Annotated in this window: 20 protein-coding genes; 4 read left to right on the top strand and 16 right to left on the bottom strand. The window is 70.4% G+C overall.

What is annotated here, in order from left to right:
- Positions 1-36: 36 nt before the first annotated feature.
- A complete protein-coding gene (ppc, locus tag ACI2LP_RS14205; RefSeq protein WP_404724800.1) occupies positions 37-2766 on the bottom strand; it encodes a phosphoenolpyruvate carboxylase in 2730 nt (909 codons plus the stop codon).
- Positions 2767-2979: 213 nt separating this feature from the next.
- On the opposite strand from ppc, the gene ACI2LP_RS14200 reads away from it, so the two are divergent.
- The 3 genes from ACI2LP_RS14200 (at position 2980) to ACI2LP_RS14190 (ending at position 6542) form a co-directional block, all read left to right on the top strand.
- Positions 2980-3960 carry an acyl-CoA desaturase gene (locus tag ACI2LP_RS14200; protein ID WP_404724799.1) on the top strand — a complete coding sequence of 327 codons (981 nt, stop codon included), beginning with the start codon at positions 2980-2982 and terminating at the stop codon, positions 3958-3960.
- Positions 3957-4628 (top strand): TetR/AcrR family transcriptional regulator, encoded by a 672-nt coding sequence (locus ACI2LP_RS14195; protein ID WP_404724798.1) that lies wholly within the window; start codon positions 3957-3959, stop codon positions 4626-4628. Before ACI2LP_RS14200 ends, ACI2LP_RS14195 begins: the two co-directional genes overlap by 4 nt.
- Before the next feature lie 237 nt (positions 4629-4865).
- Positions 4866-6542: an FG-GAP repeat domain-containing protein gene (locus ACI2LP_RS14190; RefSeq protein WP_404724936.1), complete on the top strand. Its 1677-nt coding sequence runs from the start codon at positions 4866-4868 to the stop codon at positions 6540-6542.
- A 164-nt stretch (positions 6543-6706) separates the two neighbouring features.
- Here ACI2LP_RS14190 and ACI2LP_RS14185 read toward each other — a convergent pair whose 3' ends face one another.
- Together ACI2LP_RS14185 and ACI2LP_RS14180 are read right to left on the bottom strand one after the other, a co-directional pair.
- Positions 6707-7069, bottom strand: coding sequence for a VOC family protein (locus tag ACI2LP_RS14185; RefSeq protein ID WP_404724797.1), 363 nt, complete (start codon positions 7067-7069; stop codon positions 6707-6709).
- A complete protein-coding gene (locus ACI2LP_RS14180; protein WP_404724796.1) occupies positions 7069-7890 on the bottom strand; it encodes a trans-aconitate 2-methyltransferase in 822 nt (273 codons plus the stop codon). Before ACI2LP_RS14180 ends, ACI2LP_RS14185 begins: the two co-directional genes overlap by 1 nt.
- A 131-nt stretch (positions 7891-8021) precedes the next feature.
- On the opposite strand from ACI2LP_RS14180, the gene tamR reads away from it, so the two are divergent.
- Complete coding sequence (gene tamR / locus ACI2LP_RS14175) at positions 8022-8519, top strand: MarR family transcriptional regulator TamR (RefSeq protein WP_360881784.1); 498 nt, start codon at positions 8022-8024, stop codon at positions 8517-8519.
- Here the strand turns inward: tamR and ACI2LP_RS14170 are convergent.
- The 13 genes from ACI2LP_RS14170 to ACI2LP_RS14110 form a co-directional block, all read right to left on the bottom strand.
- Entirely contained in the window at positions 8478-9254 is a 777-nt protein-coding gene (locus tag ACI2LP_RS14170; protein ID WP_404724935.1) for a LuxR C-terminal-related transcriptional regulator, read from the bottom strand. The two genes, tamR and ACI2LP_RS14170, sit on opposite strands and share 42 nt — an antisense overlap.
- Positions 9255-9569: 315 nt before the next feature.
- A complete protein-coding gene (gene galK / locus ACI2LP_RS14165) occupies positions 9570-10676 on the bottom strand; it encodes a galactokinase (RefSeq protein ID WP_404724795.1) in 1107 nt (368 codons plus the stop codon).
- Positions 10673-11641 carry a UDP-glucose 4-epimerase GalE gene (gene galE / locus ACI2LP_RS14160; protein ID WP_404724794.1) on the bottom strand — a complete coding sequence of 323 codons (969 nt, stop codon included), beginning with the start codon at positions 11639-11641 and terminating at the stop codon, positions 10673-10675. Before galE ends, galK begins: the two co-directional genes overlap by 4 nt.
- A complete protein-coding gene (galT, locus tag ACI2LP_RS14155; protein ID WP_404724793.1) occupies positions 11638-12681 on the bottom strand; it encodes a galactose-1-phosphate uridylyltransferase in 1044 nt (347 codons plus the stop codon). Before galT ends, galE begins: the two co-directional genes overlap by 4 nt.
- A 218-nt stretch (positions 12682-12899) precedes the next feature.
- A complete protein-coding gene (locus tag ACI2LP_RS14150; RefSeq protein WP_404724792.1) occupies positions 12900-13592 on the bottom strand; it encodes a LuxR C-terminal-related transcriptional regulator in 693 nt (230 codons plus the stop codon).
- A gap of 208 nt (positions 13593-13800) precedes the next feature.
- Positions 13801-15648, bottom strand: coding sequence for a PQQ-binding-like beta-propeller repeat protein (locus tag ACI2LP_RS14145; protein WP_404724791.1), 1848 nt, complete (start codon positions 15646-15648; stop codon positions 13801-13803).
- Between the two features lie 96 nt (positions 15649-15744).
- The gene (locus ACI2LP_RS14140; protein WP_404724790.1) at positions 15745-17559 is read right to left on the bottom strand and encodes a PQQ-binding-like beta-propeller repeat protein; all 1815 of its coding nucleotides are present in this window, start codon (positions 17557-17559) and stop codon (positions 15745-15747) included.
- Positions 17560-17845: 286 nt separating this feature from the next.
- The gene (locus tag ACI2LP_RS14135) at positions 17846-19651 is read right to left on the bottom strand and encodes an ABC-F family ATP-binding cassette domain-containing protein (protein ID WP_404724789.1); all 1806 of its coding nucleotides are present in this window, start codon (positions 19649-19651) and stop codon (positions 17846-17848) included.
- Positions 19652-19775: 124 nt separating this feature from the next.
- Complete coding sequence (locus ACI2LP_RS14130) at positions 19776-21095, bottom strand: acyltransferase (RefSeq protein ID WP_404724788.1); 1320 nt, start codon at positions 21093-21095, stop codon at positions 19776-19778.
- Between the two features lie 67 nt (positions 21096-21162).
- Positions 21163-22056: a 4-(cytidine 5'-diphospho)-2-C-methyl-D-erythritol kinase gene (locus ACI2LP_RS14125; protein WP_404724787.1), complete on the bottom strand. Its 894-nt coding sequence runs from the start codon at positions 22054-22056 to the stop codon at positions 21163-21165.
- On the bottom strand, positions 22053-22913 hold the full coding sequence (gene rsmA, locus ACI2LP_RS14120) for a 16S rRNA (adenine(1518)-N(6)/adenine(1519)-N(6))-dimethyltransferase RsmA (protein WP_404724786.1): 861 nt from the start codon (positions 22911-22913) through the stop codon (positions 22053-22055). Before rsmA ends, ACI2LP_RS14125 begins: the two co-directional genes overlap by 4 nt.
- Positions 22910-24517 (bottom strand): ubiquitin-like domain-containing protein, encoded by a 1608-nt coding sequence (locus tag ACI2LP_RS14115; protein WP_404724785.1) that lies wholly within the window; start codon positions 24515-24517, stop codon positions 22910-22912. Before ACI2LP_RS14115 ends, rsmA begins: the two co-directional genes overlap by 4 nt.
- Before the next feature lie 139 nt (positions 24518-24656).
- Positions 24657-25526, bottom strand: a complete 870-nt coding sequence (locus ACI2LP_RS14110) for a TatD family hydrolase (protein ID WP_404724784.1) — start codon at positions 25524-25526, stop codon at positions 24657-24659.
- Positions 25527-25535 lie beyond the last annotated feature (9 nt).

The raw sequence follows: 25535 nt of genomic DNA, 5'->3' as shown, positions 1-25535 counted from the left end.
TCGGCTGTGCGCCGGCTTTGTGCGTCGGCGCGGACGTCAGCCCGTGTTGCGCAGGCCCGCCGCCACGCCGTTGACCGTCAGCAGCAGCGCCCGTGCCAGCAGCGGATCCGCCTCCTCGCCCCGCTCCGCCGCCCCGCGCTGGCGGGCCAGCAGCGAGACCTGAAGGTAGGAGATCGGGTCCAGATAGGCGTCGCGGATCCCGAACGTCTGCTGCAGCGCCGGGTTCGAGCTCAGCAGCCGCTCCCCGCCCGTCACCCTCAGAACCTCGCTCACCGTCAGCGCGTGCTCCGCCTCGATCGTGGCGAAGACGTGCTTGAGGTGTTCGGGGACGAGCGTGTCGACGTAGTGGCGCGCGATCCGCAGGTCCGTCTTGGCCAGGGTCATCTCGACGTTCGCGATGAAGTTCTGGAAGAAGTGCCACTGCTCGTGCATCTCGTCCAGGACCGTGTCCAGGCCCGACTCGCGCAGCGCCTTGAGGCCCGAGCCGACGCCGAACCAGCCGGGCACGATCTGCCGGGACTGCGTCCAGCCGAAGACCCACGGGATGGCGCGGAGCCCGTCGAGACCGGCCCCGCTGTCCGGGCGGCGGGACGGGCGCGAGCCCAGGTGGAGCTCGGCGAGCTGGTCCACCGGCGTGGAGGCGAAGAAGTACGCGGGCAGGTCCGGGTCCTCGACCAGGCGCCGGTACGTGTCGTGTGCCGCGTCGGAGACGGTGTCCATCGCCGCGTCCCAGCGGGCGAGTGCCTCGTCCGACTGGCGCGGGGCGGTGTGCAGGGCGGACGCCTGGAGGGTGGCCGCGACCGTCAGCTCCAGGTTCTGCCTGGCCAGGGACGGGATCAGATACTTGTCGGAGATGACCTCGCCCTGCTCGGTCACCTTGATCTCGCCCTCCAGCGTGCCCCACGGCTGCGCGAGGATCGCGTCGTGCGAGGGGCCGCCGCCGCGGCCGACAGTGCCGCCGCGGCCGTGGAAGAGTCGCAGCCGTACGCCGTACCGGTGCGCGACATCGCGCAGCCGCCGCTGAGCGCGGTGGATTTCCCACTGCGAGGTGGTGATGCCGCCGAACTTCGAGGAGTCCGAGTAGCCGAGCATGACTTCCTGGACGTCTCCGCGCAGGGAGACGAGACGGCGGTACGAGGGGTCGGCCAGCATTTCGTCCAGGATCACGTCCGCGGCGCGCAGTTCGTCGGTCGTCTCCAGCAGCGGCACGATGCCGATCTTCGCCCAGCCCGCGTGCAGATCGATCAGACCGGCTTCCCGCGCCAGCACCGCGGCCGCGAAGACGTCGTCCGCGCCCTGGCACATGGAGATGATGTACGACTCGATGACCTCGGGGCCGAACCGCTCGAAGGCTTCCTTGACGGTGTGGAAGACCCCCAGCGTCTTCTGGCCCGCGGCGTCCAGCGGCGCGGGTGTCGGCGCGAGCGGCCGCCGTGAGCGGAGCTCCTTGGCGAGCAGCTTCTGCCGGTAGTCGCGCGGCATGTCCGCGTACCGCCAGGACTCCTCGCCGAGCCGGTCGAAGAGCTGCCCGAGGGCGTGGTGGTGCGCTTCCGCGTGCTCGCGTACGTCCATCGTCGCCAGCTGCAGCCCGAAGGCGGAGAGGGTACGGATCGTACGGTCCAGGCGGCCGTCGGCGAAGAGCCCGCCGCGGTGCGCGCGCAGCGAGGTCTGGATCAGGGTCAGGTCCTGCAGCAGCTCGGCGGTGCCGAGGTAGTCGCGGCCCGGCTCGTGGGGCGTGCCCTTGGCGAGCCGCTCGCGGGTGTTGACGAGCTTCTGCCGGATGCAGGTGGCCTTGAGGCGGTACGGCTCCTCCGCGTTCAGCCGCTTGTAGCGGGGGCTGATCTCCGGAAGGCGCTCGAGGTCGCTCTGGAGGGAGGTCAGCAGCTCTTCGGTCGCACCGGTGTAGCGGATGGAGTTGGACAGCAGTGCGCGCAGGGAGTCGACCGACTCCAGCGCGTCGGTGATGCCGTGCTCGTGCTGGAGGATCAGCACCTCCCAGGTCACCGCGGGGGTGACATTGGGGTTGCCGTCGCGGTCGCCGCCGATCCAGGTGCCGAAGGTGAGCGGCCTGGTGCCTGCGGGCAGTTCCACGCCGACCCGCTCCAGCTCGGCGGCGAGGTCCTCCAGGACGTCGCCGACGGCGTTCGCGTGCAGCTCGTCCAGGTAGTAGATCGCGTTGCGTGCCTCGTCGGCGGGCTCGGGGCGGACGACCCGCAGCTCGTCGGTCTGCCAGATCAGGTCGATGCTCTCGGCGAGCCGCAGATCGTGCCGGCGCCGGTCGGCGGGGCTGACCGGGGTCTCCAGGAGTTCGGCGATCCGGCGGAGCTTGTTCAGTACGGAACGCCGCGCTGCCTCGGTCGGGTGCGCGGTGAAGACGGGCCGCACGTTCAGGTTCTTCACGGTTTCGCGCAGATGCTCGGGATCGGCGTCCTTGAGCATGTCCGCGGTGCGGGACAGCAGCCCGCCCTCGGCGGCCCGCCGCTCGCGCATCTCGTGGCCGCGGTGCACCTGCTCGGTGACGTTGGCCAGATGGAAGTAGGTGGAGAAGGCCCGCACCAGCTTGGCTGCGGTCTCCAGGTCGGTGTCGCCGAGCAGCTCGGCTGCGGCCTCACCGTCGCTGCGCGTCAGGGCCCTGACCCGCTCGACGAGCTCGAGCAGCTCGGGGCCCTCCTGCCGGACGAGGGTCTCGCCCAGCAGGTCGCCCAGTCGGCGGATGTCGGCACGCAGTTCGGCGCTGGCGGTGGGAGTCTGGTCGGCACTGCTCACAGGTGCGGCTCCTTGCAGTGTTTGAGCACGTCTGGAGGGGTCTGGAGGCTGCGGACCGCGCTGTCCGACGACACCCAGGATAGGTGTCCATTTCCCTGACGTTATCCACAGGTCTCTTGCTGCGAGGCCGCACGCTGCCATACTTACGTTGCCGTAGGTTACGGATCCGTAGCGCGGCTTCGGTTCTACCTCTCACCCCACAGGGGACCCTCTATGACGACAAGCCCCGATCTGCTGGACGACGCCCCGGAGACGTCGTCGGCCGACCTCCCCTATGCCACGCTCAGCGGGGACAGCAAGCGGTCGATCGAGCAGATCGCCCTGCTGCTCTTCATCACGGTGCCCTTTCTCGCCCTGCTCGCGGCGGTGCCGCTGGCCTGGGGCTGGGGGGTGAGCTGGCTCGATCTGGGCCTGCTGGTGGCGATGTACTACATCGGCTGCCACGGCATCACGATCGGTTTCCACCGGTACTTCACCCATGGCTCCTTCAAGGCGAAGCGCCCGCTGCGCATCGCGCTCGCGGTCATGGGTTCGCTTGCCGTGGAGGGCCCGCTGGTGCGCTGGGTCGCCGACCACCGCAAGCACCACAAGTTCTCCGACGCCGAGGGCGACCCGCACTCGCCGTGGCGCTTCGGCGAGACCGTGCCGGCGCTGATGAAGGGCCTGTGGTGGGCACACATTGCCTGGATGTTCGACGAGGAGCGCACGCCGCAGCACAAGTACGCACCGGATCTGGTCAAGGACCCGGCGCTGCGCCGCATCTCCCGTGACTTCATCTACTGGACGATCCTCTCCCTCGCGATCCCGCCCCTGGTCGGCGGCCTGGTGACGATGTCCTGGTGGGGCGCGTTCACGGCCTTCTTCTGGGGCTCGCTGGTCCGGGTCGCGCTGCTGCACCATGTGACCTGGTCGATCAACTCCATCTGCCATGCGGTCGGCAAGCGGCCCTTCAAGTCGCGCGACCGCTCGGGCAACGTGTGGTGGCTGGCGGTGCTGTCCTGCGGCGAGTCCTGGCACAACCTGCACCACGCCGACCCGACCAGCGCTCGGCACGGCGTGCTGCGGGGCCAGGTCGACTCCAGCGCCCGGCTGATCCGCTGGTTCGAGCAGCTGGGCTGGGCCTATGACGTCCGCTGGCCGAATGCCGCCCGTATCGAAGCCCGGCGCAGGGACGAGGCCGCGGAAGCGGCATGATTGACAACGTGGCGAGCGAAGGCAGTACCAGCAGCGACAGGCCCCGCCGGGGGCGCAGAGTCAGGATGACCGGGGCGGAACGCCGCGAGCAGCTGCTGGACATCGGCCGCACCTTGTTCGCCGAGAAGGGCTTCGAGGGCACGTCCGTCGAGGAGATCGCCGCGAAGGCGGGGGTCTCCAAGCCGGTGGTGTACGAGCACTTCGGAGGCAAGGAAGGCCTGTACGCCGTCGTGGTCGACCGCGAGATGCGTCACCTGCTGGACATGGTGACGGGGGCGCTGACCGCGGGGCATCCGCGTGAGCTCCTTGAGCAGGCGGCGTTCGCGCTGCTGGACTACATCGAGGCGTACACGGACGGTTTCCGCATTCTGGTGCGGGACTCCCCGGTCGCCCAGTCGACGGGCACCTTCGCGTCGCTGATCAGCGATATCGCCACCCAGGTCGAGGACATTCTGGGCCTGGAGTTCAAGGCCCGCGGCTTCGACCAGAAGCTCGCCCCGCTGTATGCGCAGGCGCTGGTCGGCATGGTGGCGCTGACCGGCCAGTGGTGGGTGGACGCCCGCCGCCCGAAGAAGGCGGAGGTCGCGGCCCATCTGGTGAACCTGGCATGGCATGGACTTGACGGTTTGGAGCAGAAGCCGAGGCTGATAGGGCACCGCAAGAACTGATGCCCCCTCGGCCCCGGACATGTCTACCGACCCGGATTCCTCAGTTGTAGAATCCTGGCTCATCCGGGGAACGGTTCGCCACTCAAAGAGAGCAAGAGCGAACGTCTTCCACCCGGTTCCACCATTTTCCCCAGGGGGGGACCTTTGTCTTCTGTGGAACCCGGCCGCCTTGCCGGTGTGCGTTTCAGACGTGCCCGCCGGATCGCGGCCTGCACGGCCCTGGCCGTCTCGGCGGGCATGCTGCTCGCCGTCCCGGCCGCGGCCGACGGCACGCCGGCGCCGCACCACGGGGTCGAGCAGACCAGGCCCACCGCCCAGCAGCCGAGGCTGACACTTCCCGCTCCCACGTCCAAGGCCGGCGCACAGCGCGCCGCGGCGCAGGCGGACGACGTCCCGGTCGCCAAGACGCGCGCCGACATCGACGGCGACGGCTTCAGCGACCTTGTCTACCGTGCGGTCAACGGCAAGATCTATGTGGCGCCGCACAGCGGCGCCGGGGCGTACGAGTACCCCTTCGACGCCGGCGTCTACCAGGACCCCAACGAGACCTACAAGGACGTCTTCTCGGTCGGAGGCCTCCAGGCGAACCCGGTCCACTTCACCCTGTCGGCGAACGGCCGCCTCAACGCGTACGCGAGCTCCGTCAGCGGGGCGAGCATCTTCTGGTCCGGCACGGGCTGGCAGGCGTACAACAAGGTCTTCTCGCCCGGCGACCTGACCGGTGACGGCAGCGGCGACATTCTCGCGCGCACGCCGTCGGGCGATCTGTATCTGTACCGCACCACGCCGGGCGCGGCCGCCCCGATGGCCGCCAGGATCAAGATCGGCTCCGGCTGGGGCGCGTACGACCAGATCGTCGGCGTGAACGACGTGAACGGCGACGCCATCGCGGACCTGTTCGCCCGTACGCCGGGCGGAGATCTGTACTTCTACTCGGGCAACCCGGACCCCTCGTCCCCGTTCAAGCCCCGGGTCAAGGTCGGCTCCGGCTGGAACGGCTACAACCAGATCCTCAGCCTCGACGACACGAGCGGCGACGGTCTCGGCGACCTCGTGGCCCGTACGCCCGCGGGCGTGCTGTGGACGTACGAGTCCACGGGCACGGGCGCTTTCCTTCCTCGGGTCCAGGGCGGTTCTGGCTGGAACGCGGCCGCACAGTTCTCCGGGGCGGGCAACATTCCGAACTGGGGCAAGGACGAGGTCCTCGGCCTGGACACCAACGGCACGCTGTTCACGTACTACTCGATGAACAACGGCCTGCTGAGCGCCCGTGACCAGGCGAGCGAGGTCGGCGGCTTCAAGGGGGCGAAGCTCACCTTCACCTCCTCGCTCGACAGCAACGGCTTCGGTGATCTGCTGGAGCTCTACAACGGCACGCTCTACAACCTGAGCCACACCTCGGGCAATGCGCAGACCATCGGCAGCGGCTGGGGCATCTACAACCTGCTCACCGGCCCCGGCGACCTCGACGGCGACGGCAAGGGCGACCTGCTGGCGCGGGACGGCTCCGGCGCGCTGTATCTGTACCGCGGCAACGGCCTGGGCACGGCGTTCGCCGCCCGTATCAAGGTCGGCTCCGGCTGGAACACGTTCAACAAGCTGGTCGGCGCCGGTGACATCAACGGCGACGGCCGCAGCGACCTGCTCGCCCGCGCCACGGACGGCAACCTGTACCTGTACGCGGGCACGGGTGTGGCCTCCGCGCCGTTCAAGGCGAAGTCGCTGATCGGCTCCGGCTGGAACACGTACAACAAGCTGGCGGTACCCGGCGACCTCGACGGCAACGGGCGGGCGGATCTGCTCGGCGCGAACTCCGCGGGCGAGCTGTACCGCTACACCTCCAACGGCACCGGCGGACTGGGCGCCAAGGCCAAGCTCGGTACCGGCTGGAACATTTACAGCTCCCTGTACTGATCCGGAACCTGAACCGAAGTCCCAGAACGCCCCGTTGCCGGTCACCCGGCGGCGGGGCGCTTCTGTGAACGAGCAGCCCGACGGCCCGTACGGGCCCCTGATCCCCATGCCCGGGCTCCCGCCGGACGCGCTGCGAGCTGCAAGGTCACCTGGTACGGCTGACCTCAGCCGACGGGCTCCAGGAACTCCAGCCGGTTGCCCACCGGATCCTCGGAGTAGAAGCGGAGATGGCCGGGGAGGTTGTCGTCCCAGACCACTTTCGCACCGCGCTCCTCCAGCCGTGCCGCGTACGCCTCGATGCCCGTGACCCGAAGCCCCGGGTGCGCCTTCTTCGCCGGCAGGAAGTCCCTGTCGATGCCCAGATGGAGCTGGACGAGCCCTGCCCCGAACCAGCAGCCGCCGCGGGCGGCCAGGACCGAGGGCTTGGGGATCTCCGTCATGCCCAGCACGTCCGTGTAGTACGCGCGCAGCGCGTCCTCCGATCCGGGAGGTGCGGCCAGTTGGACATGGTCGACGGCGACGAGCATCAGAACCCCTTTCGCGCGACGGCAAATATCCGGCGGAACGGGAAGACCGTGCCGTGCGGGCCGGGCGGATATGCCTTGCGGAGCAGGTCGCGGTACTGGCCGAGGAATTCGTTCGTGGCGGCGGGATCGTCCGCGAGTTCGGTGAGGACCGGGCGCAGGGCCGTGCCCTTGACCCAGTCGAGCACCGGGTCCTCACCGCCCAGGAGTTGGAGGTACGTGGTCTCCCAGGCGTCCGTCTCGCAGCCGAGGTCGACAAGCCGGCCGAGGTAGTCGGCCGGCTCGAGTATGTGCACATAGCGGTGTCCGTGGTCGCCCAGGCGGCCGCGCCACTGCGGTGTTTTGCAGAGTTCGCCGAGGATGGCGTGGCTGGGTGAGGTGAAGTTGCCGGGGACCTGGAAGGCGAAGGTGCCGCCGGGGGCGAGGCCCTCGATCCAGATGGGGAAGGACTCGGGGTGATTGGGCACCCATTGCAGTGCGGCGTTGGAGACGATGAAGTCGTACGGCTCGTCGGGCGTCCAGTGCGCGGCGTCGGCGAGCCTGAAGTCCAGCCAGCCACCGCCCGCTGTGGTTCCGGCGTGCTCCTTCTCGGCAATGGCCAGCATTTCGGGTGACAGGTCGAAGCCGGTGATGTGCGCGGTGGGCCAGCGGTCGGCGAGGAGTGCGGTGACATTTCCGGGTCCGCAGCCGATGTCCGCGATTCGGGCGGGACGGTCCCCGTTCGGCAGCCGCGGGATCCGGCTGAGAAGATCCAGGAACGGCCGGGTCCGGTGACCGGCGTGGCGCAGGTACTGGTGTGGATCCCAGGTTGGTTCGGAATGCATGTTCGAGCCCCCTTGCAGGAACGGTGTGCCGAAGCGGAACGAGGTTCCGGCCCGACCATGCCCAAGCCTGCGCCCGAATATATCTTGATGTCAAGAGACTTCACGTCGAGGGACCCTCTACACTGATCGACATGGAGGACGAGGTCGATCGACTGGTCGCAGCATGGCGCCGTGAGCGCCCCGACCTCGACGTGGAACCGCTCGAGGTGCTCAGCCGTGTCTCCCGGCTCGCCCGCCATCTCGACCGGGCCCGCCGGCTCGCGTTCTCCGAGCACAATCTGGAGCCGTGGGAGTTCGACGTGCTGACCTCGCTGCGCCGCGCCGGGGCTCCGTACCAGCTCTCGCCCGGCCAACTGCTGACCCAGACGCTGGTCACCTCGGGCACCATGACCAACCGTATCGACCGCCTGGCCAAGAAGGACCTCGTCGAACGGCTTCCGGACCCCAGCGACCGCCGGGGGGTGCTGGTGCGCCTCACCCCCGAGGGGCGGGACCGCGCCGATCAGGCGCTCGCCGGGCTGCTCGCGCAGGAGCGCGCGATCCTCGCCGAGCTGTCACGGGCCCAACGGGCGGAACTGGCCGCCCTGCTACGCCAGTTGACCGCCCCGTTCGACAACATCCCCGGCTAGGTCGACCGGGCCGACGCCGGCCCGGCGCGCGAGGGCGACGGCCGCGAGTGTGGAGTGGACGCCCAGCTTCCCCAGAACGTTCTGCATATGCGTGCGGACGGTGTGCGGGGACAGGAACAGGCGCTCGGCCACGGCTTTGCGCCCCAGGCCCGCGACCATACAGCGCAGTACCTCCCGCTCGCGCGGCGTGAGCGACTCCACCAGCCGCTCGCTCTCGGTGCGGTGCTTGCGGGCCGCGGTCAACTCCCGCAGTACGCCGGTGAGCAGGGCGGGCGGCAGGTGCGTCTCGTCCCGCAGCACTCCCCGTATCACCGCGAGCAGCCGTTGCAGCGAACAGTCCTTGGCGACCCAGCCCGAGGCACCGGCCTGCAGCGCGAGGGCGGCGCGGCGCGGGTCGTCCTTCTCGGCGAGCACGACGGTACGGACGGCGCTCTGGCCGGAACGGACGCCGGCGACCAGCGAGATGCCGTCGACGAGACCGTCCTCGCCGTTGTCCGGCACGGCACGGGCGACGACGGCGCGGGCGCCGGGCACCGCCTGCGCACCGAGGTCGGCGTCGACGAGCATGACGTCGAACCTGCGCCCCTCGGTGGCGGCCCGCTCCAGGCACCGCAGCGCGGCGGGACCGCTGCCGGCTGCCGCAACGTCGACGTCGGGCTCGGCCGCGAGAGCGGCAGCGAGCGACTCGGCGAAGATTCGGTGGTCGTCGACGACCAGGACCCGGATACGAACCACAGACACCCCCAGTGTCGGAGGACGGACCGGCGCAGGTACGGCGCCCGGGGAGATGGGGTAGTACAGCGGTCGCTCGGCCGCCGCCGTGCTGTGACTGATACCCCGCCCCGGGCGTCGTACCCGACTGTCTCGCCCCCTGATCAACACCGGCCCCCACCGGTGCTGAGCATCAGAGTACGGCTGGGGGGCTGGAGCGGAAGCCTATTTGCAGAACTGATTGGCCAGGCTGTTTACGGTGTGCCAGATGTTTCGTATTGAGGCAGAAGTCGACAAAGATCGTCGCAGGCTGCTCGAGGAACGGCCCGAAATTCTCCCTCAGGACACGCGCGCAGCGCCTCGCGAAGGGGTCGCCGGGAAGATCCGCGGGGCCTTGTGGCCCGCCGACGCGAACGACTCCGACAGACACTTGCGTACCGTCGCGGACTGCGAGGAGTCCGTCAGGACGATCGCCGAGCCGCCGAACCCGCCACCCGTCATCCTCGCCCCCAGCGCCCCCGCCTCCAGCGCCGTGTCGACCGCCAGGTCCAGCTCCGGGCAGGAGACCCCGAAGTCGTCCCGCAGGGATGCGTGGCCCTCGGTCAGGACCGGGCCGATCGCGTGGACCTCGCCCGCCTCCAGGAGGGCGATCACTCGCTCGACGCGGTGGTTCTCGGTCACGATGTGCCTGGCCAGGGGCCTCAGCTCCGGGTCGGGCAGCCGGTCGAGGGCCGCGGGAAGTCCCTCGTACGGGATGTCCCGGAGCGCCGGGACGCCCAGTGCGGCGGCAGCCGACTCGCAGCCCGCGCGGCGCTTGCCGTACTCCCCGTCGCTGTGCGCGTGCTTGACGCGGGTGTCGACCACCAGCAGTTCGAGGCCGCGCGCCGCCAGGTCGAAGGGGATCTGGCGCTGACCGAGGTCCCGTGTGTCCAGGTGCAGTGCATGGCCCTCGGTGCAGCACGCCGACGCCGTCTGGTCCATGATCCCCGTGGGCGCACCGACGTACACGTTCTCGGCGCGCCGGCACAGCCGCGCCATCCGCGGGCGTTGAAGGCCCAGTTCGTACAGATCGTTCAGCGCCAGCGCGGTGACGACCTCCAGCGCCGCGGAGGAGGAGAGGCCCGCGCCCGTCGGCACCGTCGACTCGTAGCGGAACTCCGCCCCGCCCACCGCATGGCCCGCGTCCCGCAGCGCCCAGACCACGCCCGCCGGGTAGTCGGTCCAGCCCCCGGGGCCGTGGCCCGGCGCGAGATCGTCGAGGCGCAGTTCGACCGCGCCGCCCGCGACGTCCGCCGAGTGCAGCCGCAGCACACCGTCGTTTCGCCGGGTGACGGTGGCGACGGTGGTGTGCGGCAGCGCGAAGGGCATCACAAAGCCGTCGTTGTAGTCGGTGTGTTCACCGATCAGATTCACCCGGCCCGGTGCCGCCCACACTCCGTCACTCATGAAGCGCCCTCCCTCGCCCGGGCGAACTCCCAGGCGTCCGCCACGATCCCGGCCAGATCCGCGCGGGACGGGTTCCAGCCGAGCCGCTCGCGCGCGGTCGCGGCGGACGCGACGAGCACCGCAGGGTCGCCGCCCCGGCGCTCGGCCACGACCTCCGGGACCGGATGCCCGGTGACCTCCCGGACCGTCTCGATGACCTCACGCACCGAGAAGCCGTTGCCGTTGCCCAGGTTGCAGATCAGATGCTCGCCCGCGACCGCCGCGTCCAGCGCCAGCAGATGCGCCTCAGCCAGGTCCGCGACATGGATGTAGTCCCGTACGCAGGTCCCGTCCGGCGTCGGATAGTCGTCCCCGAAGACAGAGATCGACTCGCGCCTGCCCAGGGCGACCTGGAGCACCAGGGGAATGAGGTGCGACTCGGGGTCGTGGCGCTCGCCGCAGCTGCCGTACGCCCCCGCCACGTTGAAGTACCGCAGGGACACCGCCGCCAGGCCGTGCGCCGCCGCCTCCCCCGTGATCATGTGGTCGACGGCCAGCTTCGACGCGCCGTACGGGCTGGTCGGCGCGGTCGGGTCGGACTCGGTGATCGGCGTCGAGACCGGTTCGCCGTATGTCGCCGCGGTGGAGGAGAAGACCAGCGTGCGCACCCCCGACGAACGCATCGCCGCGAGCAGCGCCATCGTCCCGCCGGCGTTGTTGTCCCAGTACTTCTCGGGCTTCAGCACGGACTCGCCGACCTGCGAGAAAGCGGCGAAGTGCAGCACCGCGTCATACGTGGAGTCCAGCCATTTGGCGGCGTCGCGGATGTCGCCCTCGATGAAGTCCGTGCCCGCGGGCACGCCCTCCCGGAAGCCGGTGGAGAGGTTGTCGAGGACGGTCACCTGGTGGCCCGCCTCCAGCAGATGCTGGGCGACCACGCTGCCGACATAGCCCGCACCGCCGGTGACCAGGTACTTCCCACTCATGAACTCGCTACCTCTCGCAGTCGCTCGGCCGCGGTTTCCGGCGGCACGTCGTTGATGAACACGCTCATACCGGACTCCGAACCCGCCAGGAACTTCAGCTTGCCGGAAGTGCGGCGGATGGTGAAAAGCTCGAGATGCAGCCCGAAGTCGGCTCGGCCGGGCTCCTCGAAGGGCGCCTGGTGCCAGGCCGCGATGTACGGCGTCGGCGGTTCGCCCTCCCCGAAGATCCGGTCGAAGCGCCTCAAGAGTTCCAGATAGATCTGTGGGAACTCTGTGCGTGCCGCGTCGCCCAGCGCCCGCAGGTCCGGCACGCGCCGGCGCGGGTACAGATGCACTTCGTACGGCCAGTGCGCCGCGTACGGCACGAAGGCGACCCAGTGCTCGCCCTCCAGCACCACACGCGAGCCCGACAGGCGCTCTTGCTCCACGATGTCGTCGAAGAGATTGCGGCCGGTCCGCGCCCGGTGCTCGGCGGCCGAACGCAGCATGAGCGAGGTCCGCGGCGTCACGAAGGGGTACGCGTAGATCTGGCCGTGCGGATGCCCCAGCGTCACGCCGATCTCCGCGCCCCGGTTCTCGAAGCAGAAGACCTGCTCCACCTGCGGGAGTTCGGCGAGTTCGGCGGTGCGGTCGGTCCAGGCGTCGAGGACCAGCGCGGCCTGCTCCTCGCTGAGGTCGGCGAAGGAGGCGTCATGGTCGGAAGTGAAGCAGACGACCTCGCAGCGACCGGAGTCGCCGGCGAGCGAGGGGAAACGGTTCTCGAAGACGGCGACGTCGTAGTCGGCGGCCGGGATCTCGCTGAGACGTCCGTTCCGGGAGGGGCAGAGCGGGCATTCGTCGGCCGGTGGATGGTAGGTGCGGCCCTGGCGGTGCGAGGCGATGGCGACCGAGTCACCGAGCAGCGGGTCGTGGCGGATCTCGGAGCTGGTGGCGATGGGATCGAGCGGGCGCCGGTCGACGGCGTCGCGTACGGCGTCGTCGTGGGAGTCGTAGTAGAGCAGCTCACGACCGTCGGCCAGCCGGGTCGACGTCTTCTTCACTATGGCGCTCCCTCAGCCTCCCAACAAACAGAACCGCACACAACAAATCACAAGCCAACAGGCGGCGTCAATGGGCAGGCCCGGCAGCGTAGAGAGCGCTTGCGGGCACCGAGATGAGAGGTCCTGACCAGGGGCGTACGGCGCGCGAACAGCGCAGCCACGTGTGCGGGCCGAAGCTGCGCCCGACGGCGCACGCCCTGTCCGACGCTGTGTGGTCGCTACTGCGCTTCGGGTCCGGGCGGTGCCGAGACGATCGCCCGGTCGAGCAGCCCGGTGCGGGCGGCCAGCGCCGCCGCCTCCAGCCGGGAGCCGACCCCCAGCTTCATCAGCACCCGCTGCACATGCGTACGGGCCGTGCTCGGCGCTATCCCCATACCGGCCGCGATCAGCCGGGTGTCCTCACCCTCGGCGACCCGGACCAGCACCTCGACCTCGCGCGGGGTGAGCAGCTGGAGCAGCCGCTGGCCCTCGTCGTCCGGCTGCGCGGCCGGGTTGAGCAGCTCGGCGAACGCACCCTGGAGCAGCTGCGGAGCCACCACCGCCTCGCCCGCCCGCGCCTTGACCATGGCGCGTTCGACGCCCTCGATGCGCTCGTCGTGCCGTACATAGCCGGAGGCACCGGCGGCGAAGGCCGCGGCTATCCCGCGCGGGCTCGGCACCGGGCCGAGCACCACCACGGCGACCTGCGGCCGCTCCCGCTTGATCCTGACGATCGGGTCGAACGCACCCGGTTCGGCGGGCGTCGCCGTGCCCAGCAGGCACACCTCGGGCGCCCTGCTGATCACCAGCTCGGCCGCGCCGGCCGCGGGTGCCGCCGCGGCGAGAACCCGGTGCCCGCGCAGCTTCAAGGCCGAGGCGAGCGCCTCGGCGAGCAGTCGATGATCGTCCACCACCATGAGCCGCACGCCCATCGAGCAACCCCATTCCCCGCTGGTGCTGGCCCCCCGGCCCTCTGCCCCGGCAAGCTACACGCTTGTTCGACATCGCGCGCCCCTAACTCGGCAGAAGTCCCCCAGAGTGCCGAATTCTTCGCCAAACAGGGCTACTTATGACCGAGGCCCGGCACATCGAAGATCAGATGTGCCGGGCCATGGGCCGAGTTACGCTGCGAGGACGAGGTCAGTCGGCCGTGCTGAACGCGACAGCCAGGTACTTCTTCCCGAACGACGAGGAGGACGGCTTGCTCATCAGTACCGCACCGATGTACAACCGGCCATTCGCATAGCGGTACTCGGCGTAGTCCGTGGAGAAGGCGGTCTCCGCCTCCCGTACCGCCTTGTCGGCCGGGTTCTCCACGAGCACCGTCTGCTTGAAGGTGCTGCCGTCGATGCTGATGACCTGGCCGCCCTTGTCGTAGGGGGGCCACTTGTACGCGATGATGTTGCCGCCGTCCATACGGATGGGGAACATCGTGTACCGGTCGCCCGCGTCCGCGCGGTCGCTGGTGGGCTTCCCGGTGGCGAGGTCGAAGGAGACGATCTCGTTGGTGTCGCCGAACTCACCGGAGCCCTCGTGGTCCGCGGTCGGCAGATAGATCCGGCCGTTTCCGACGACGACCTTCTGGCACTGCTCGACCTCGGTGGACCCGCAGCGCGCCTGGAACTTGTCGCCCGTGGCCGAGATCTTGGCCTTCAGCGCACCGGTCTTGTCGTCCAGCGAGAAGAAGTCCGAGATACCGCCGGAGCCGGTGTCGCCGACGTCGGCGGCGACGACCAGCGGCTTGGTGGAGACAATGCTCGCGTAGCCGACGCCGGCCGGCAGCTTGTACGAGAACGCCGGGGTGCCGTTGGCCGGGTTCAGGCCCTGGATGATGACCTGCGGGTTGTCGTACGTACCGCACCTGCGGGCCGCGACGAGCGCCGGACCGCCGCCGTACCCCATGTCGTAGCAGCCCTCGGCGTTGACCGTGGGCTTCCAGCGGACCGCGCCGGTATTGAGATCGAAGGCCGCGCCGCCGTCGGTGCCGCCCGCGGCGACCGTGGTGCCGCTCTGGGTGATCTCGGTGAAGGCAGCCTTTTCGTCACCGGACTTGTCGCCCTTGACGGACTTGCTCCACAGCAGCTTGCCGGTGCCCAGGTCGACGACGCCGACCTCGGTGCACCTCTGGTAGTTCTTCGGCGGGAGCCGCTTGGCGGCCTCGAAGACGATCGCGGCCTTGTTGTCCTCGGAGACATGGCGGGAGGCCGCGCAGATCTGACCCGGGAGCGGGAGAGTCCACAGCGGGGTGCCCTTGGCCGCGTCGTAGCCGACGAGGGAGTTGATGCCGGGCTTGACGTAGGCCTTGTCCGTGACCCAGGAGCCCTTGACGCTGGTGATGTCGGTGCGCGCGGGCTCCGGCAGCTGGAAGGCCACCTTGGAGTGGATGTTCGCGGGCGCCTTCTCCTTGCCGGGGCCGTCGGCGGCCTTGCCGCCGTTCTTGTCCCCGCCGGTGGAGCCCTCGGATCCGCCGCCCGAACTGCTCTTGCTCTCGTCCTTCTTGCCGTCGCCGCCGTTGGAGGAGGCGAACCAGATGCCGCCGCCGACGATCAGCACCACGGCGAGGGACGCCGCGATGATGATCTGCATCTGCGTGCTCAGCTTCTTGCCGCCGCTGCCGCCGGGCTGGGGCGGCAGGTACTGCGGCTGCATGGGCTGCGTCGGGTAGCCGAAGCCCGGGTGTCCCGGCGGCTGACCGGGCTGCCCCGGCTGTCCGGGCGGCGTCTGCGGATAGCCGTAGCCCGGCTCCTGGCCCGGAGCCTGCGGGTAGCCGTAACCGGGCTGCCCCGGCGGCGTCTGCGGGTAGCCGTAGCCGGGCTGACCCGGCGGCGTCTGCGGAGGCTGGGCGGGCGGCGGCGTCTGCGGATAGCCGTACGAAGGGTCCTGCGGGGGCGGCGTCGGGGCTCCGAAGCCTCCTGGCGGAGGATCCTGGGGCGCGCCGAACCCGCCTCCCTGCGGGGGCTGGTTGGGCGGCGGGGGCGGCTGCGTCATGGCGTACGTACCTCGAAAGGATGCTGGCGAAAGGGAGTTGGGGCGGAATGCCTCAGTGCGCGCTCAGTACGCACTGGGTGCGCGGTCAGTGCGCGGTCACTTGCCGAAGGCCATCATGGTCTTCGTCTCCTTCTCCTCCGCGTCATTGCTGGCACTGACGCGGCCGCTGGCGAGGAAGAACCGGCCGTCCGCGTACACCATGTGCGAGGAGAAGAAGGAGCTCTCGATCTCGGCGGTCGAGGCCGGGTGCTGGAGCAGCACCTTCGGCGCGCCACCCGTCGGAGCGATCGCGGCGACCGCGCCGCCCGCGTCGTACTTCGCATCCATGTAGACGAGGACGTTCCCGCCCTCCATGCGCAGCGGCGTCATCTTGCGCTCGCCGCCGGCGGGCGAACGCCACTTCTCCTTGCCGGTGTCCAGGCTGAAGGCGACGACCTCGTTGGCCGTGCCGTAGGCGGTCTCGGTCGCCATGTAGAAGTTCGAGGCGTCGGCGGCGACACCGGTGCAGCCTTCGAGGTTGTGGCCGAAGACCACGAACGCACCGCCGCAGCGCGGCGCGAACTTGTCCTTGCCGCCGGCGATCTGCGAGCGCAGCGTGCCGTTGTCCTTGAGCGCGATGATGGCCCACTTCTTCGGCTCACGCTGCGTGATGGAGACGACGAGCGGGCTCGCCGAGTAGACCTTGTCGATCTCCCAGCCGACGGGAGTCTTGTACGTCCACTTGGCCTTGCCCGTGGCCGGGTCGACCTCCGACAGCTGCTGCTTGGGCTTGTCGTAGTCCGAGGTGGGGCAGCTCGACGCGGCGAACAGCTTGGGGCCGCCGGCGAAGGCGAACGGCTTGCAGCCTTCCGTGGGGCCCTTGAAGAGCTGCCTGCCGTCGGTCATCGAGAAGCCGTAGGAGTTGCCGGAGCCACCCGCCGCGAGGGTGTTGCCGCTGATCGACAGGGTGAAGTCGGAGAGTGCGGCGAAGCCGCTGCCCTCCGGGATCGACTTCTTCCAGCCCGCCTTGCCGGTCTTCAGATCGATCTGCTGGAGCACAAGGCACTTGGCCTTCTCCGTGAGACCGTCCTTGATCCCCACGACGATCTTGCCGTCGGTCGTGGTCTGGCTCGGCGCCGAGCAGATCTGGGCAGCGAGCGGCAGGGTCCACTTCTTCTTGCCGTCGGCGACCGAGTAGCCGACGACCTCCTTGTACATGCCCTTGGCCACGATGTCGCCGGCCGTCCACGGCCCGAACACCTCGGCGCCGTTGCGCGGCAGGTCGACGTCGTTCTTCGTCAGGAACAGCACCTTCGCCTCGCCCGGCTTGCGCCCGGCGTTGAGGTCGTCGTTCCCGTCCCGGCCGGTGCCGCTGCCGTTACCCTGGTCGACGGACTGCGAGCCGGTCGGCTTGGGGTCGTCGCTCTTGCCGACGTTCTGCTTGTCGTCCTTCTTGTCGTCACCGCCGCTGAGCGCGAGGTAGGTGCCGCCGCCTATCACCAGCAGTCCGGCCACGGCCGCGGCGATGATGATGCCGGGCTTGCTCGTGATGAAGTTGCCGCCACCGCCGCCGGGCGGGGTGGGCGCGCCCGGGTACTGCGGCTGCGTCGGGTAGCCGCCGTAGGGCCCCGGCTGCTGGTTGTACGGGCCCGGCTGCTGGTTGTACGGGCCGGGCTGCTGGTTGTACGGACCCGGCTGGCCGGGGGCCTGCTGCGGGTAGCCGTAACCGGGCTGGGCGGGCTGCTGCTGCTGCTGCTGCGGATAGCCGTAGCCAGGCGCGCCGGGAGGGGCCGCGGGCGGCGGAGTCTGCGGCGGTCCCTGCGGTGCGGGCGGCATCTGGGGCGGCTGCGCGGGCGGCTGAGGAACCCCGTGCTGAGGATCCTGCGGAGCTCCGAAGCCCCCCGGCGGTTGCTGGCTGGGCGGCTGAGTCATCAGCGCTTCCCCCTTCATACGGTCCGCTGCCCGGCCGGACTCCCCCGCTATTCCGGCGAGCACTCGACCCGGAAAGGAGCGTTTCGGACATGGATACCGCTGTTTCACGTCAGTCGAGCGGGAGTTCTTTCTATCACTCGAGCACTCTCGAACAAGGGGCCGGTGCACCCCTGTTCCCAAGGGAGGACCGGCCCGTGATGCTGCTGTTACGCCCGGAGGTTCGAGGTCTGCCCGCCCGATGAGCCCGGCGGGATCTCCACGATTTCTCTACGCCTCTTCGGCTTCTCTACGCCTCTTCGGCGAGCTCCAGCCAGCGCAGTTCCAACTCCTCGCGCTCGCCCGCCAGTTCCCGGAGCTCCGCGTCGAGTTTCGCCACCTTCTCGAAGTCCGTCGCGTTGTCGGCGATTTGGCCGTGCAGCTTGGACTCCTTCTCGGAGAGCTTGTCGAGCTGCCGCTCGATCTTCTGCAACTCCTTCTTCGCCGCGCGGACATCGGCCGCCGACTTCTCCTTGACGGCGGGAACGGGAGCCGCGACGGCGGCCGGGGCAGCCGTCTCAAGCATCCGCTGACGGCGCTCCAGATACTCGTCGATGCCGCGCGGCAGCATCCGCAGGGTCGCATCGCCCAGCAGCGCGAACGTCTTGTCCGTCGTCCGCTCGATGAAGAACCGGTCGTGGGAGATGACGACCATCGAGCCCGGCCAGCCGTCGAGCACGTCCTCCAGCTGGGTCAGGGTCTCGATGTCGAGGTCGTTGGTGGGCTCGTCGAGGAAGAGGACGTTCGGCTCGTCCATGAGCAGCCGCAGCAGCTGGAGCCGGCGGCGCTCACCGCCGGACAGATCGCCGACGGGCGTCCACTGCTTCTCCTTGGTGAAGCCGAACTGCTCGCACAGCTGACCCGCCGTCATCTCCCGGCCCTTACCGAGGTCGACGCGGTCGCGCACCCGCTGGACGGCTTCCAGCACCCGCAGATTCGGGTCGAGTTCGGTGACCTCCTGCGAGAGGTAGGCGAGGCGGACGGTCTTGCCGACGACGACCCGGCCGGCCGCGGGCTGCGAGTCGCCCTGCGTACGGGCGGCATCGGCGAGCGCGCGCAGCAGAGAGGTCTTGCCCGCGCCGTTCACGCCGACCAGGCCGACGCGGTCGCCGGGACCGAGCTGCCAGGTCAGATGCTTCAGCAGCACCTTGGGTCCGGCCTGGACCGTCACGTTCTCCAGGTCGAAGACGGTCTTGCCGAGGCGGGCGCCGGCGAACTTCATCAGCTCGCTGGTGTCCCGGGGCGGCGGCACATCGGCGATCAGCTCGTTGGCGGCCTCGATGCGGTAGCGCGGCTTGGAGGTACGGGCGGGGGCGCCGCGCCGCAGCCAGGCCAGCTCCTTGCGCACCAGGTTCTGCCGCTTGGTCTCCTCGGTGGCCGCGATGCGCTCGCGCTCGGCGCGCGCGAAGACGTAGTCGCTGTAGCCGCCCTCGTACTCGTACACCGAGCCGCGCTGGACGTCCCACATCCGTGTGCAGACCTGGTCGAGGAACCAGCGGTCGTGGGTGACGCAGACGAGCGCGGAGCGGCGCGCCTGGAGATGCTTGGCCAGCCAGGCGATGCCCTCCACGTCGAGGTGGTTGGTGGGCTCGTCGAGGACGATCAGGTCCTGCTCGGCGATGAGCAGCTTGGCGAGCGCGATACGGCGGCGTTCGCCACCGGAGAGCGGACCGATGACGGTGTCCAGGCCCTGCTCGAAGCCGGGCAGGTGCAGATCGCCGAAGAGCCCGGTGAGGATGTCGCGGATGCGTGCGTTGCCCGCCCACTCGTGGTCGGCCAGGTCGCCGATGACCTCGTGCCGGACGGTCGCGGCGGGGTCGAGCGAGTCGTGCTGCGTGAGCACGCCGAGCCGCAGCCCACCGCTCTGGGTGACCCGCCCGGTGTCGGGCTCCTCCAGCTTGGCGAGCATGCGGATGAGGGTCGTCTTGCCGTCGCCGTTGCGGCCGACGACGCCGATGCGATCCCCCTCGGAGACGCCGAGGGAGACTCCGTCGAGCAGGGCACGGGTTCCGTACACCTTGCTGACTGCCTCGACATTGACCAGATTGGTCGCCATTTCACTCCTGTACCGGGGGGTGGATCGACGTCCCAGCCTAATCGCCGCAGGGCATGCGACAGCATGCGGCGGTCGATCAAGGGCTGCGGCACGGGGTGGCACGGCTGCGGGCAGCCGGCACCCGCTAGGAGGCGACCGGCTTCAGCGTCCGGCGCCCCGCCCGTTCCACCATCAGCCAGCCGATCAGGGCCATGGCGACGGCGGCGGGCGCCGTGACGCGTACGGCGACGAGCATCGCGGTCCGGCCCTCCAGCATGCCGCCGAAGCCGACCATGGACAGGCCGAGGACGCCGAACAGGCAGAGCGTGATGCCGAGGGCGGCGACGGGACCCGATCCGGTGGCCGGGGCCGCCTGGACCGGGCGCTCGAAGCCGCGGAAGGCGGCGACGAGCACCGCGGTGAGGGCCGCGGCCACCGCGATACGGACCGGGGCCTGGGCCCACCACGCGGCGGTGGCGGGCGCGGGCAGCGTGACGTCGAGGGCGAGCATCGCGCCGTACACCCCGAGCATCGCGGTGAGGTGCCACAGGAACGCGGTCATGGCGACCCCGTTGGCCGCGACGACACCGCGCCAGACCTTCGGGCGGGCGGCGAGCCGTGCGCCGGGCGCACGGAGCAGCTCCACCGCGCCGACGAGCCACAGCCCGTGGCACAGGAGCGCGAGGGTGGGCGGGGCCATGTTGGAGACCTTCTCGCCGGGCATCCCGACCATCGACAGGGGGTACGGCCCGAACGCGACGAGCGCGGCGGCCCCGGTCAGGCCGGCGGCGGCGAGGACCGCGGGCATCCGTATGCGGCCGTCGGCGCGCAGGAAGCCGAGCTGGTGGACGGCGAGCCAGACGAAGGCGAAGTTCAGGAACTCGACGAAGGGCACGTGCCCGGCGAAGCGCGCCACGTCGACGAGGACGGCGCCCGCGACGAGGGCGCCGAAGGCCCCCCAGCCGTAGCGCTCATGGAGCTTCAGCAGCGGCGGGGTGAAGGCGACCATCGCGAGGTAGATACCGATGAACCAGAGCGGCTGCGCGACGAGCCGCATGGCGACGCCGGTCAACCCGCCGTCACCGCCGAGGAGTTGCACGATCAGCGCGGCGGCGCCCCACACGAGGATGAACACCACGGTGGGCCGCAGGAGCCGCTGGAGGCGGGCCCGCAGAAAGGCGGAGTAGACCGAGCCGTCGGGCTGCTTGCGGCGCAGGGCGCGGTAGGAGAGGGCGTGCGAGAAGCCGCCGACGAAGAAGAAGACGGGCATGATCTGCAGCACCCAGGTGAGCAGTTGCAGCCCGGGCACCACGGCGAGGAGATTCCCGACCCCGTCGCCGGTGACGACGGCCATCAGCCAGTGCCCGAGCACGACGGTCCCCAGCGAGGCGACCCGCAGGAGGTCGACATACCTGTCCCGCGTCCCGGGTGTGGCGGCGGCGAGCTCACGAACGCTTGATCCCATGGGGGTACGGTGCCGCGGGGGCGAGGGGGTGCGTGAGCGCTCCCGTACTCAACCGGGATCTGAGTACCTACAGGACGGTCGCGCCGGGTGCCGGGGAAGACGCCGGGCGGGCCGTGCGGCAGGTGCCCGAGCCCAGCAGCGCGTCCGCCACCGACCGCGCCGACTCCTCGTCCTTCGTCAGGAACGCCGTCGTCGGGCCCGAGCCCGAGACCAGGGACGCCAGCGCGCCCGCCGCCATCCCCGCCTCCAGCGTCGCCGACAGCGAAGGCCGCAGCGAAAGCGCCGCGGGCTGGAGGTCGTTCGCCAGCGCACCCGCCAGGGCCGTCGCGTCGCCCGTGCGCAGCGCGTCGAGGAGGGCCGGGGACGCGACCGGGGCCGGGACCGCAACGCCCTCGTTCAGGCGGTCGAACTCCCCGTACACCGCCGGCGTCGACAGACCGCCGTCCGCCACCGCGAACACCCAGTGGAAGTCGCCGCCCACCTCGAGCTCGGTGAGCATCTCGCCACGGCCCGTGCCCAGCGCCGCGCCCCCCACCAGGCTGAAGGGGACGTCGCTGCCCAACTCCGCACAGATGGAGAGGAGTTCGGACCGTGACGAACCCAGGCCCCACAGCACGTCGCACGCGAGCAGCGCACCCGCTCCGTCCGCGCTGCCGCCCGCCATGCCTCCCGCCACCGGGATGTCCTTGGCGATGTGGATGTGCACGTCGGGGGACAGACCGTGCCGCGCCGCCAGGAGCTCCGCCGCCCGCGCCGCCAGGTTCGTACGGTCCAGCGGTACCTGCGCCGCGTCCGGACCCGCGCAGGTGATCGTCAGCGACGACGCGGGGCTCACCGTCACCTCGTCGTACAGGGACACCGCCAGGAAGACGTTGGCGAGGTCGTGGAAGCCGTCGGCCCGCGCACCCCCCACCGCCAGCTGGACGTTCACCTTCGCCGGCACCCGTACCGTCACGCTCACGCCTTGGCCTCCGCGATCCGTGCGAACTCTTCGACCGTGAGGGACTCGCCCCGGGCCTGCGGCGAGATCCCCGCGGCCACCAGCGCCTTCTCGGCCGCCGCGGGCGATCCCGCCCACCCCGCCAGCGCCGCCCGCAGCGTCTTGCGCCGCTGCGCGAACGCCGCGTCGACCACCGCGAAGACCTCCTTCTTCGAGGCCGTCGTCTTCACCGGCTCGGACCTGCGCACCAGCGACACCAGACCCGAGTCCACATTCGGCGCGGGCCAGAAAACATTGCGGCCGATGGACCCGGCCCGCTTCACCTCCGCGTACCAGTTCGCCTTGACCGACGGGACGCCGTAGACCTTGTTGCCGGGCGAGGCCGCCAGCCGGTCCGCGACCTCCGCCTGCACCATCACCAGCGTGCGCTCGATCGTCGGGAAGCGGTCCAGCATGTGGAGCAGGACCGGCACGGCCACGTTGTACGGCAGGTTCGCGACCAGGGCCGTCGGCTCGGGCCCCGGCAGCTCCTGCACCAGCATCGCGTCGGAGTGGACCAGCGAGAAGTGCATGGCCCGCTCCGGCAGCCGGGCCAGAATCGTGGACGGCAGCGCCCCCGCCAGCACATCGTCGATCTCGACCGCGACGACCCGGTCCGCCGCCTCCAGCAGGGCCAGGGTCAGCGACCCGAGCCCCGGGCCGACCTCGACGACCACGTCGTCCCCGCGTACCTCGGCCGTGCGCACGATCCTGCGGACGGTGTTGGCGTCGATGACGAAGTTCTGGCCGCGCTGCTTGGTGGGGCGTACGCCCAGCGCTGCGGCCAGTTCACGGATGTCGGCGGGGCCGAGGAGTGCGTCGGGCTCAGTGGTGCTCACCGATACAGCCTACGGCCGCAGTGCGGCCACGGACTCGCCCCCCGTTGCACGTAGAGCTTCTTCGCCCGGTACGTCTGTTCCGCCGCGGGTGCGTCCTGCGGCCGCCCGCTGCCGCCCAGCGAGTGCCAGGTCCCGGTGTCGAACTGGTACAGCCCGCCGTAGTTCCCCGACGGGTCGACCGCGTCGGGACGCCCGCCGGACTCGCAGTGCGCGAGGGCGCTCCAGTTCAGTCCGTCCGCCCCCTCCACAGAGGTCGGCAGCGGCTTGGTACCCACCACCACCCGCTCGGTGACCGGCTCCCGCACCACCGTCTCGGCGATCTTGTTCGGCTTCTGCCGCACCCCGTTGACCGTCCGCAGGGCGTACGTGACCCGGCGCGCGCCCGCTCTGCCCTGCCGTACGACGACCTCCGTGCCGACGAAGAGCGAGCTGTCGCGGGTCTTCTCGGTCGCGTAGCCGATCGGCTCCTCGCGCACCTGTCTGGTGCGTGTGATGCGCATGACGGTGACGGTCTGACCGTCGCGCGGGAAGCTGTCGGGCGGCACGGACGTGGTGTCCTCGTCGCGCAGCTCGATCCCGGCCTCGTCCAACGCCTCGCGCAGAGTCGCCGCGTTGGTGCGGATCGTGTGCTCGCGCCCGTCGGCCATGAAGGTCACGGTGCGTTCGGTCCGTACGTCGAGTGCGAGGCCCCGGCGGGAGATCGCCTGGGAGCGGGACGCGGACAGATACGCGCCCTCGGCCCGCACCCCGAGCTGTCGCAGCGCCTCGTCGACGGTGCGCCCCGTGGTCCACACCCGGCGGGGTCGGCCGTCCAGGGTGAGCGTGACGGGCCGGCCGTAGCGGACGACGACCTCGTCACCGCTGGCGAGGACCGAGCCGGGGCCCGGGGCGACGATGTCGTGCGCGCTGACGGCCAGGCCCTCGTCCCGCAGGAGCTCGTTCACATCGTCCGCGAAGGTGTGCATGGTGCGCGGCACGCCGTCGACGGTGAGCCGCACCGCCTTGTCGCTGGCGACGAACGCCGAGGTACCGCCGGCCAGGAAGGCGACGACGAGGGCCTGCGGGATGAGCCGACGCAGGGCGTCGGGCTTGCCGCCGGATCTGCGACGTCGAGCGGCGCGACGGGCTTCGGCGCGACCGGCGGCCGGCGCAGGGGTGGGGACGGGCACGTTAGCGGGCGCGCGCACCGGCGCGGGCGCCGGGGACGGGGCGGGCCGGGTGTGGCCGTCGGGAACAAGGCTCGGACGCGGCAGCGCCGGCACGGTCGGGGTGTACGCCGACGGGTACGGCTCGTACGCCAAGGTGGGCGCTTCAGGACCCTCGTACGCCAAGGTCGGCGCATCGTGCCACTCGTGCGCCGAGGTCGGCGCTTGCCACTCGTACCCCAAGGTCGGCGCTGCGTGCCACTCGTACGCCCAGGCGGGCGTTTCGTACGACACTGCCACCCGGTTGGCGGCGGCACGGCCGCCCAACCCCGCGACCGACTCGTACGGCTCGTACCCCTCGTGCCACTCGTACGACGGAGTCGTCCCGTACGACCCCGCAGGCGCTTCGTACGGCCCTGCCGCCCCCGCGGCACGATGACTGCCCTGCGAATTGCTCACGACGCTCCGTAGGTCCGGTCCGGTCCGCCCGATGGCGTTGCGGGCCGGGACCCTATCGAAGCTGTGGTCACTCTCCAAAGCGATTCGACTACGCAGTGTCGCGCCGCTGCCCTTCGCGCGCGCCGGCCTCTGTTATCGCTCAGTAATCAAAGGCGTTGGCCGTATTAGCCGAAATCGCCGCGGCCAGCGTGTCCTCCTCGACGCCCCGCACCGCCGCCATCGCCCGCACCGTGACCGGAATGAGATACGGCGCGTTGGGCCGTCCGCGGTACGGCGCCGGAGTGAGAAAGGGCGCGTCCGTTTCGACGAGTACGAGTTCCTGCGGGGCAGCGGCGAGTGCGTCGCGCAGCGGCTGGGCGTTCTTGAAGGTCACATTGCCGGCGAAGGACATGAAGTAGCCCGCGGCCGCGCACACTTGTGCCATTTCCGCGTCACCGGAATAGCAGTGGAAGACGGTGCGCTCGGGAGCGCCTTCCTCGGCAAGAATCCGCAGTACGTCGGCGTGCGCCTCGCGGTCGTGAATGACCAGCGCCTTGCCGTGCCGTTTGGCGATCTCGATGTGCGCGCGGAACGAGCGCTCCTGGGCGGCCATGCCCTCGGGGCCGGTACGGAAGTAGTCGAGGCCCGTCTCACCGACGGCTCGCACCTGATCCAGGGCGGCCAGCCGGTCGATCTCGGCGAGCGCGTCGTCGAGCGCGGCATCGCCGCCCGCCTCCCGCGCGCCCTGCCGGGACCAGCCGTCCGGATCCCCCTGCACGATGCGCGGGGCCTCGTTGGGATGCAGGGCGACCGCGGCCCACACGCCGTCGTGGGCCGCTGCCGTCTCCGCGGCCCAGCGTGAGCCCTTGATGTCGCAGCCCACCTGCACAACCGTGGTCACGCCCACCGCGGAGGCCCTGGCCAGCGCCTCCTCGACGGTGCCCTCCTGCATGTCCAGGTGGGTGTGGGAATCGGCGACCGCCACCCGGAGCGGTTCGGGCAGCGGCGGTGGTGCGGACTTCGAACTCATGGGCGCGAT

This window comes from Streptomyces sp. NPDC019890 (genome assembly GCF_044903445.1).
Classification (GTDB): Bacteria; Actinomycetota; Actinomycetes; order Streptomycetales; family Streptomycetaceae; genus Streptomyces.
The sequence above is the reverse complement of the archived record's forward strand: the minus strand, read 5'-3'. Positions and strand labels throughout refer to the sequence as shown.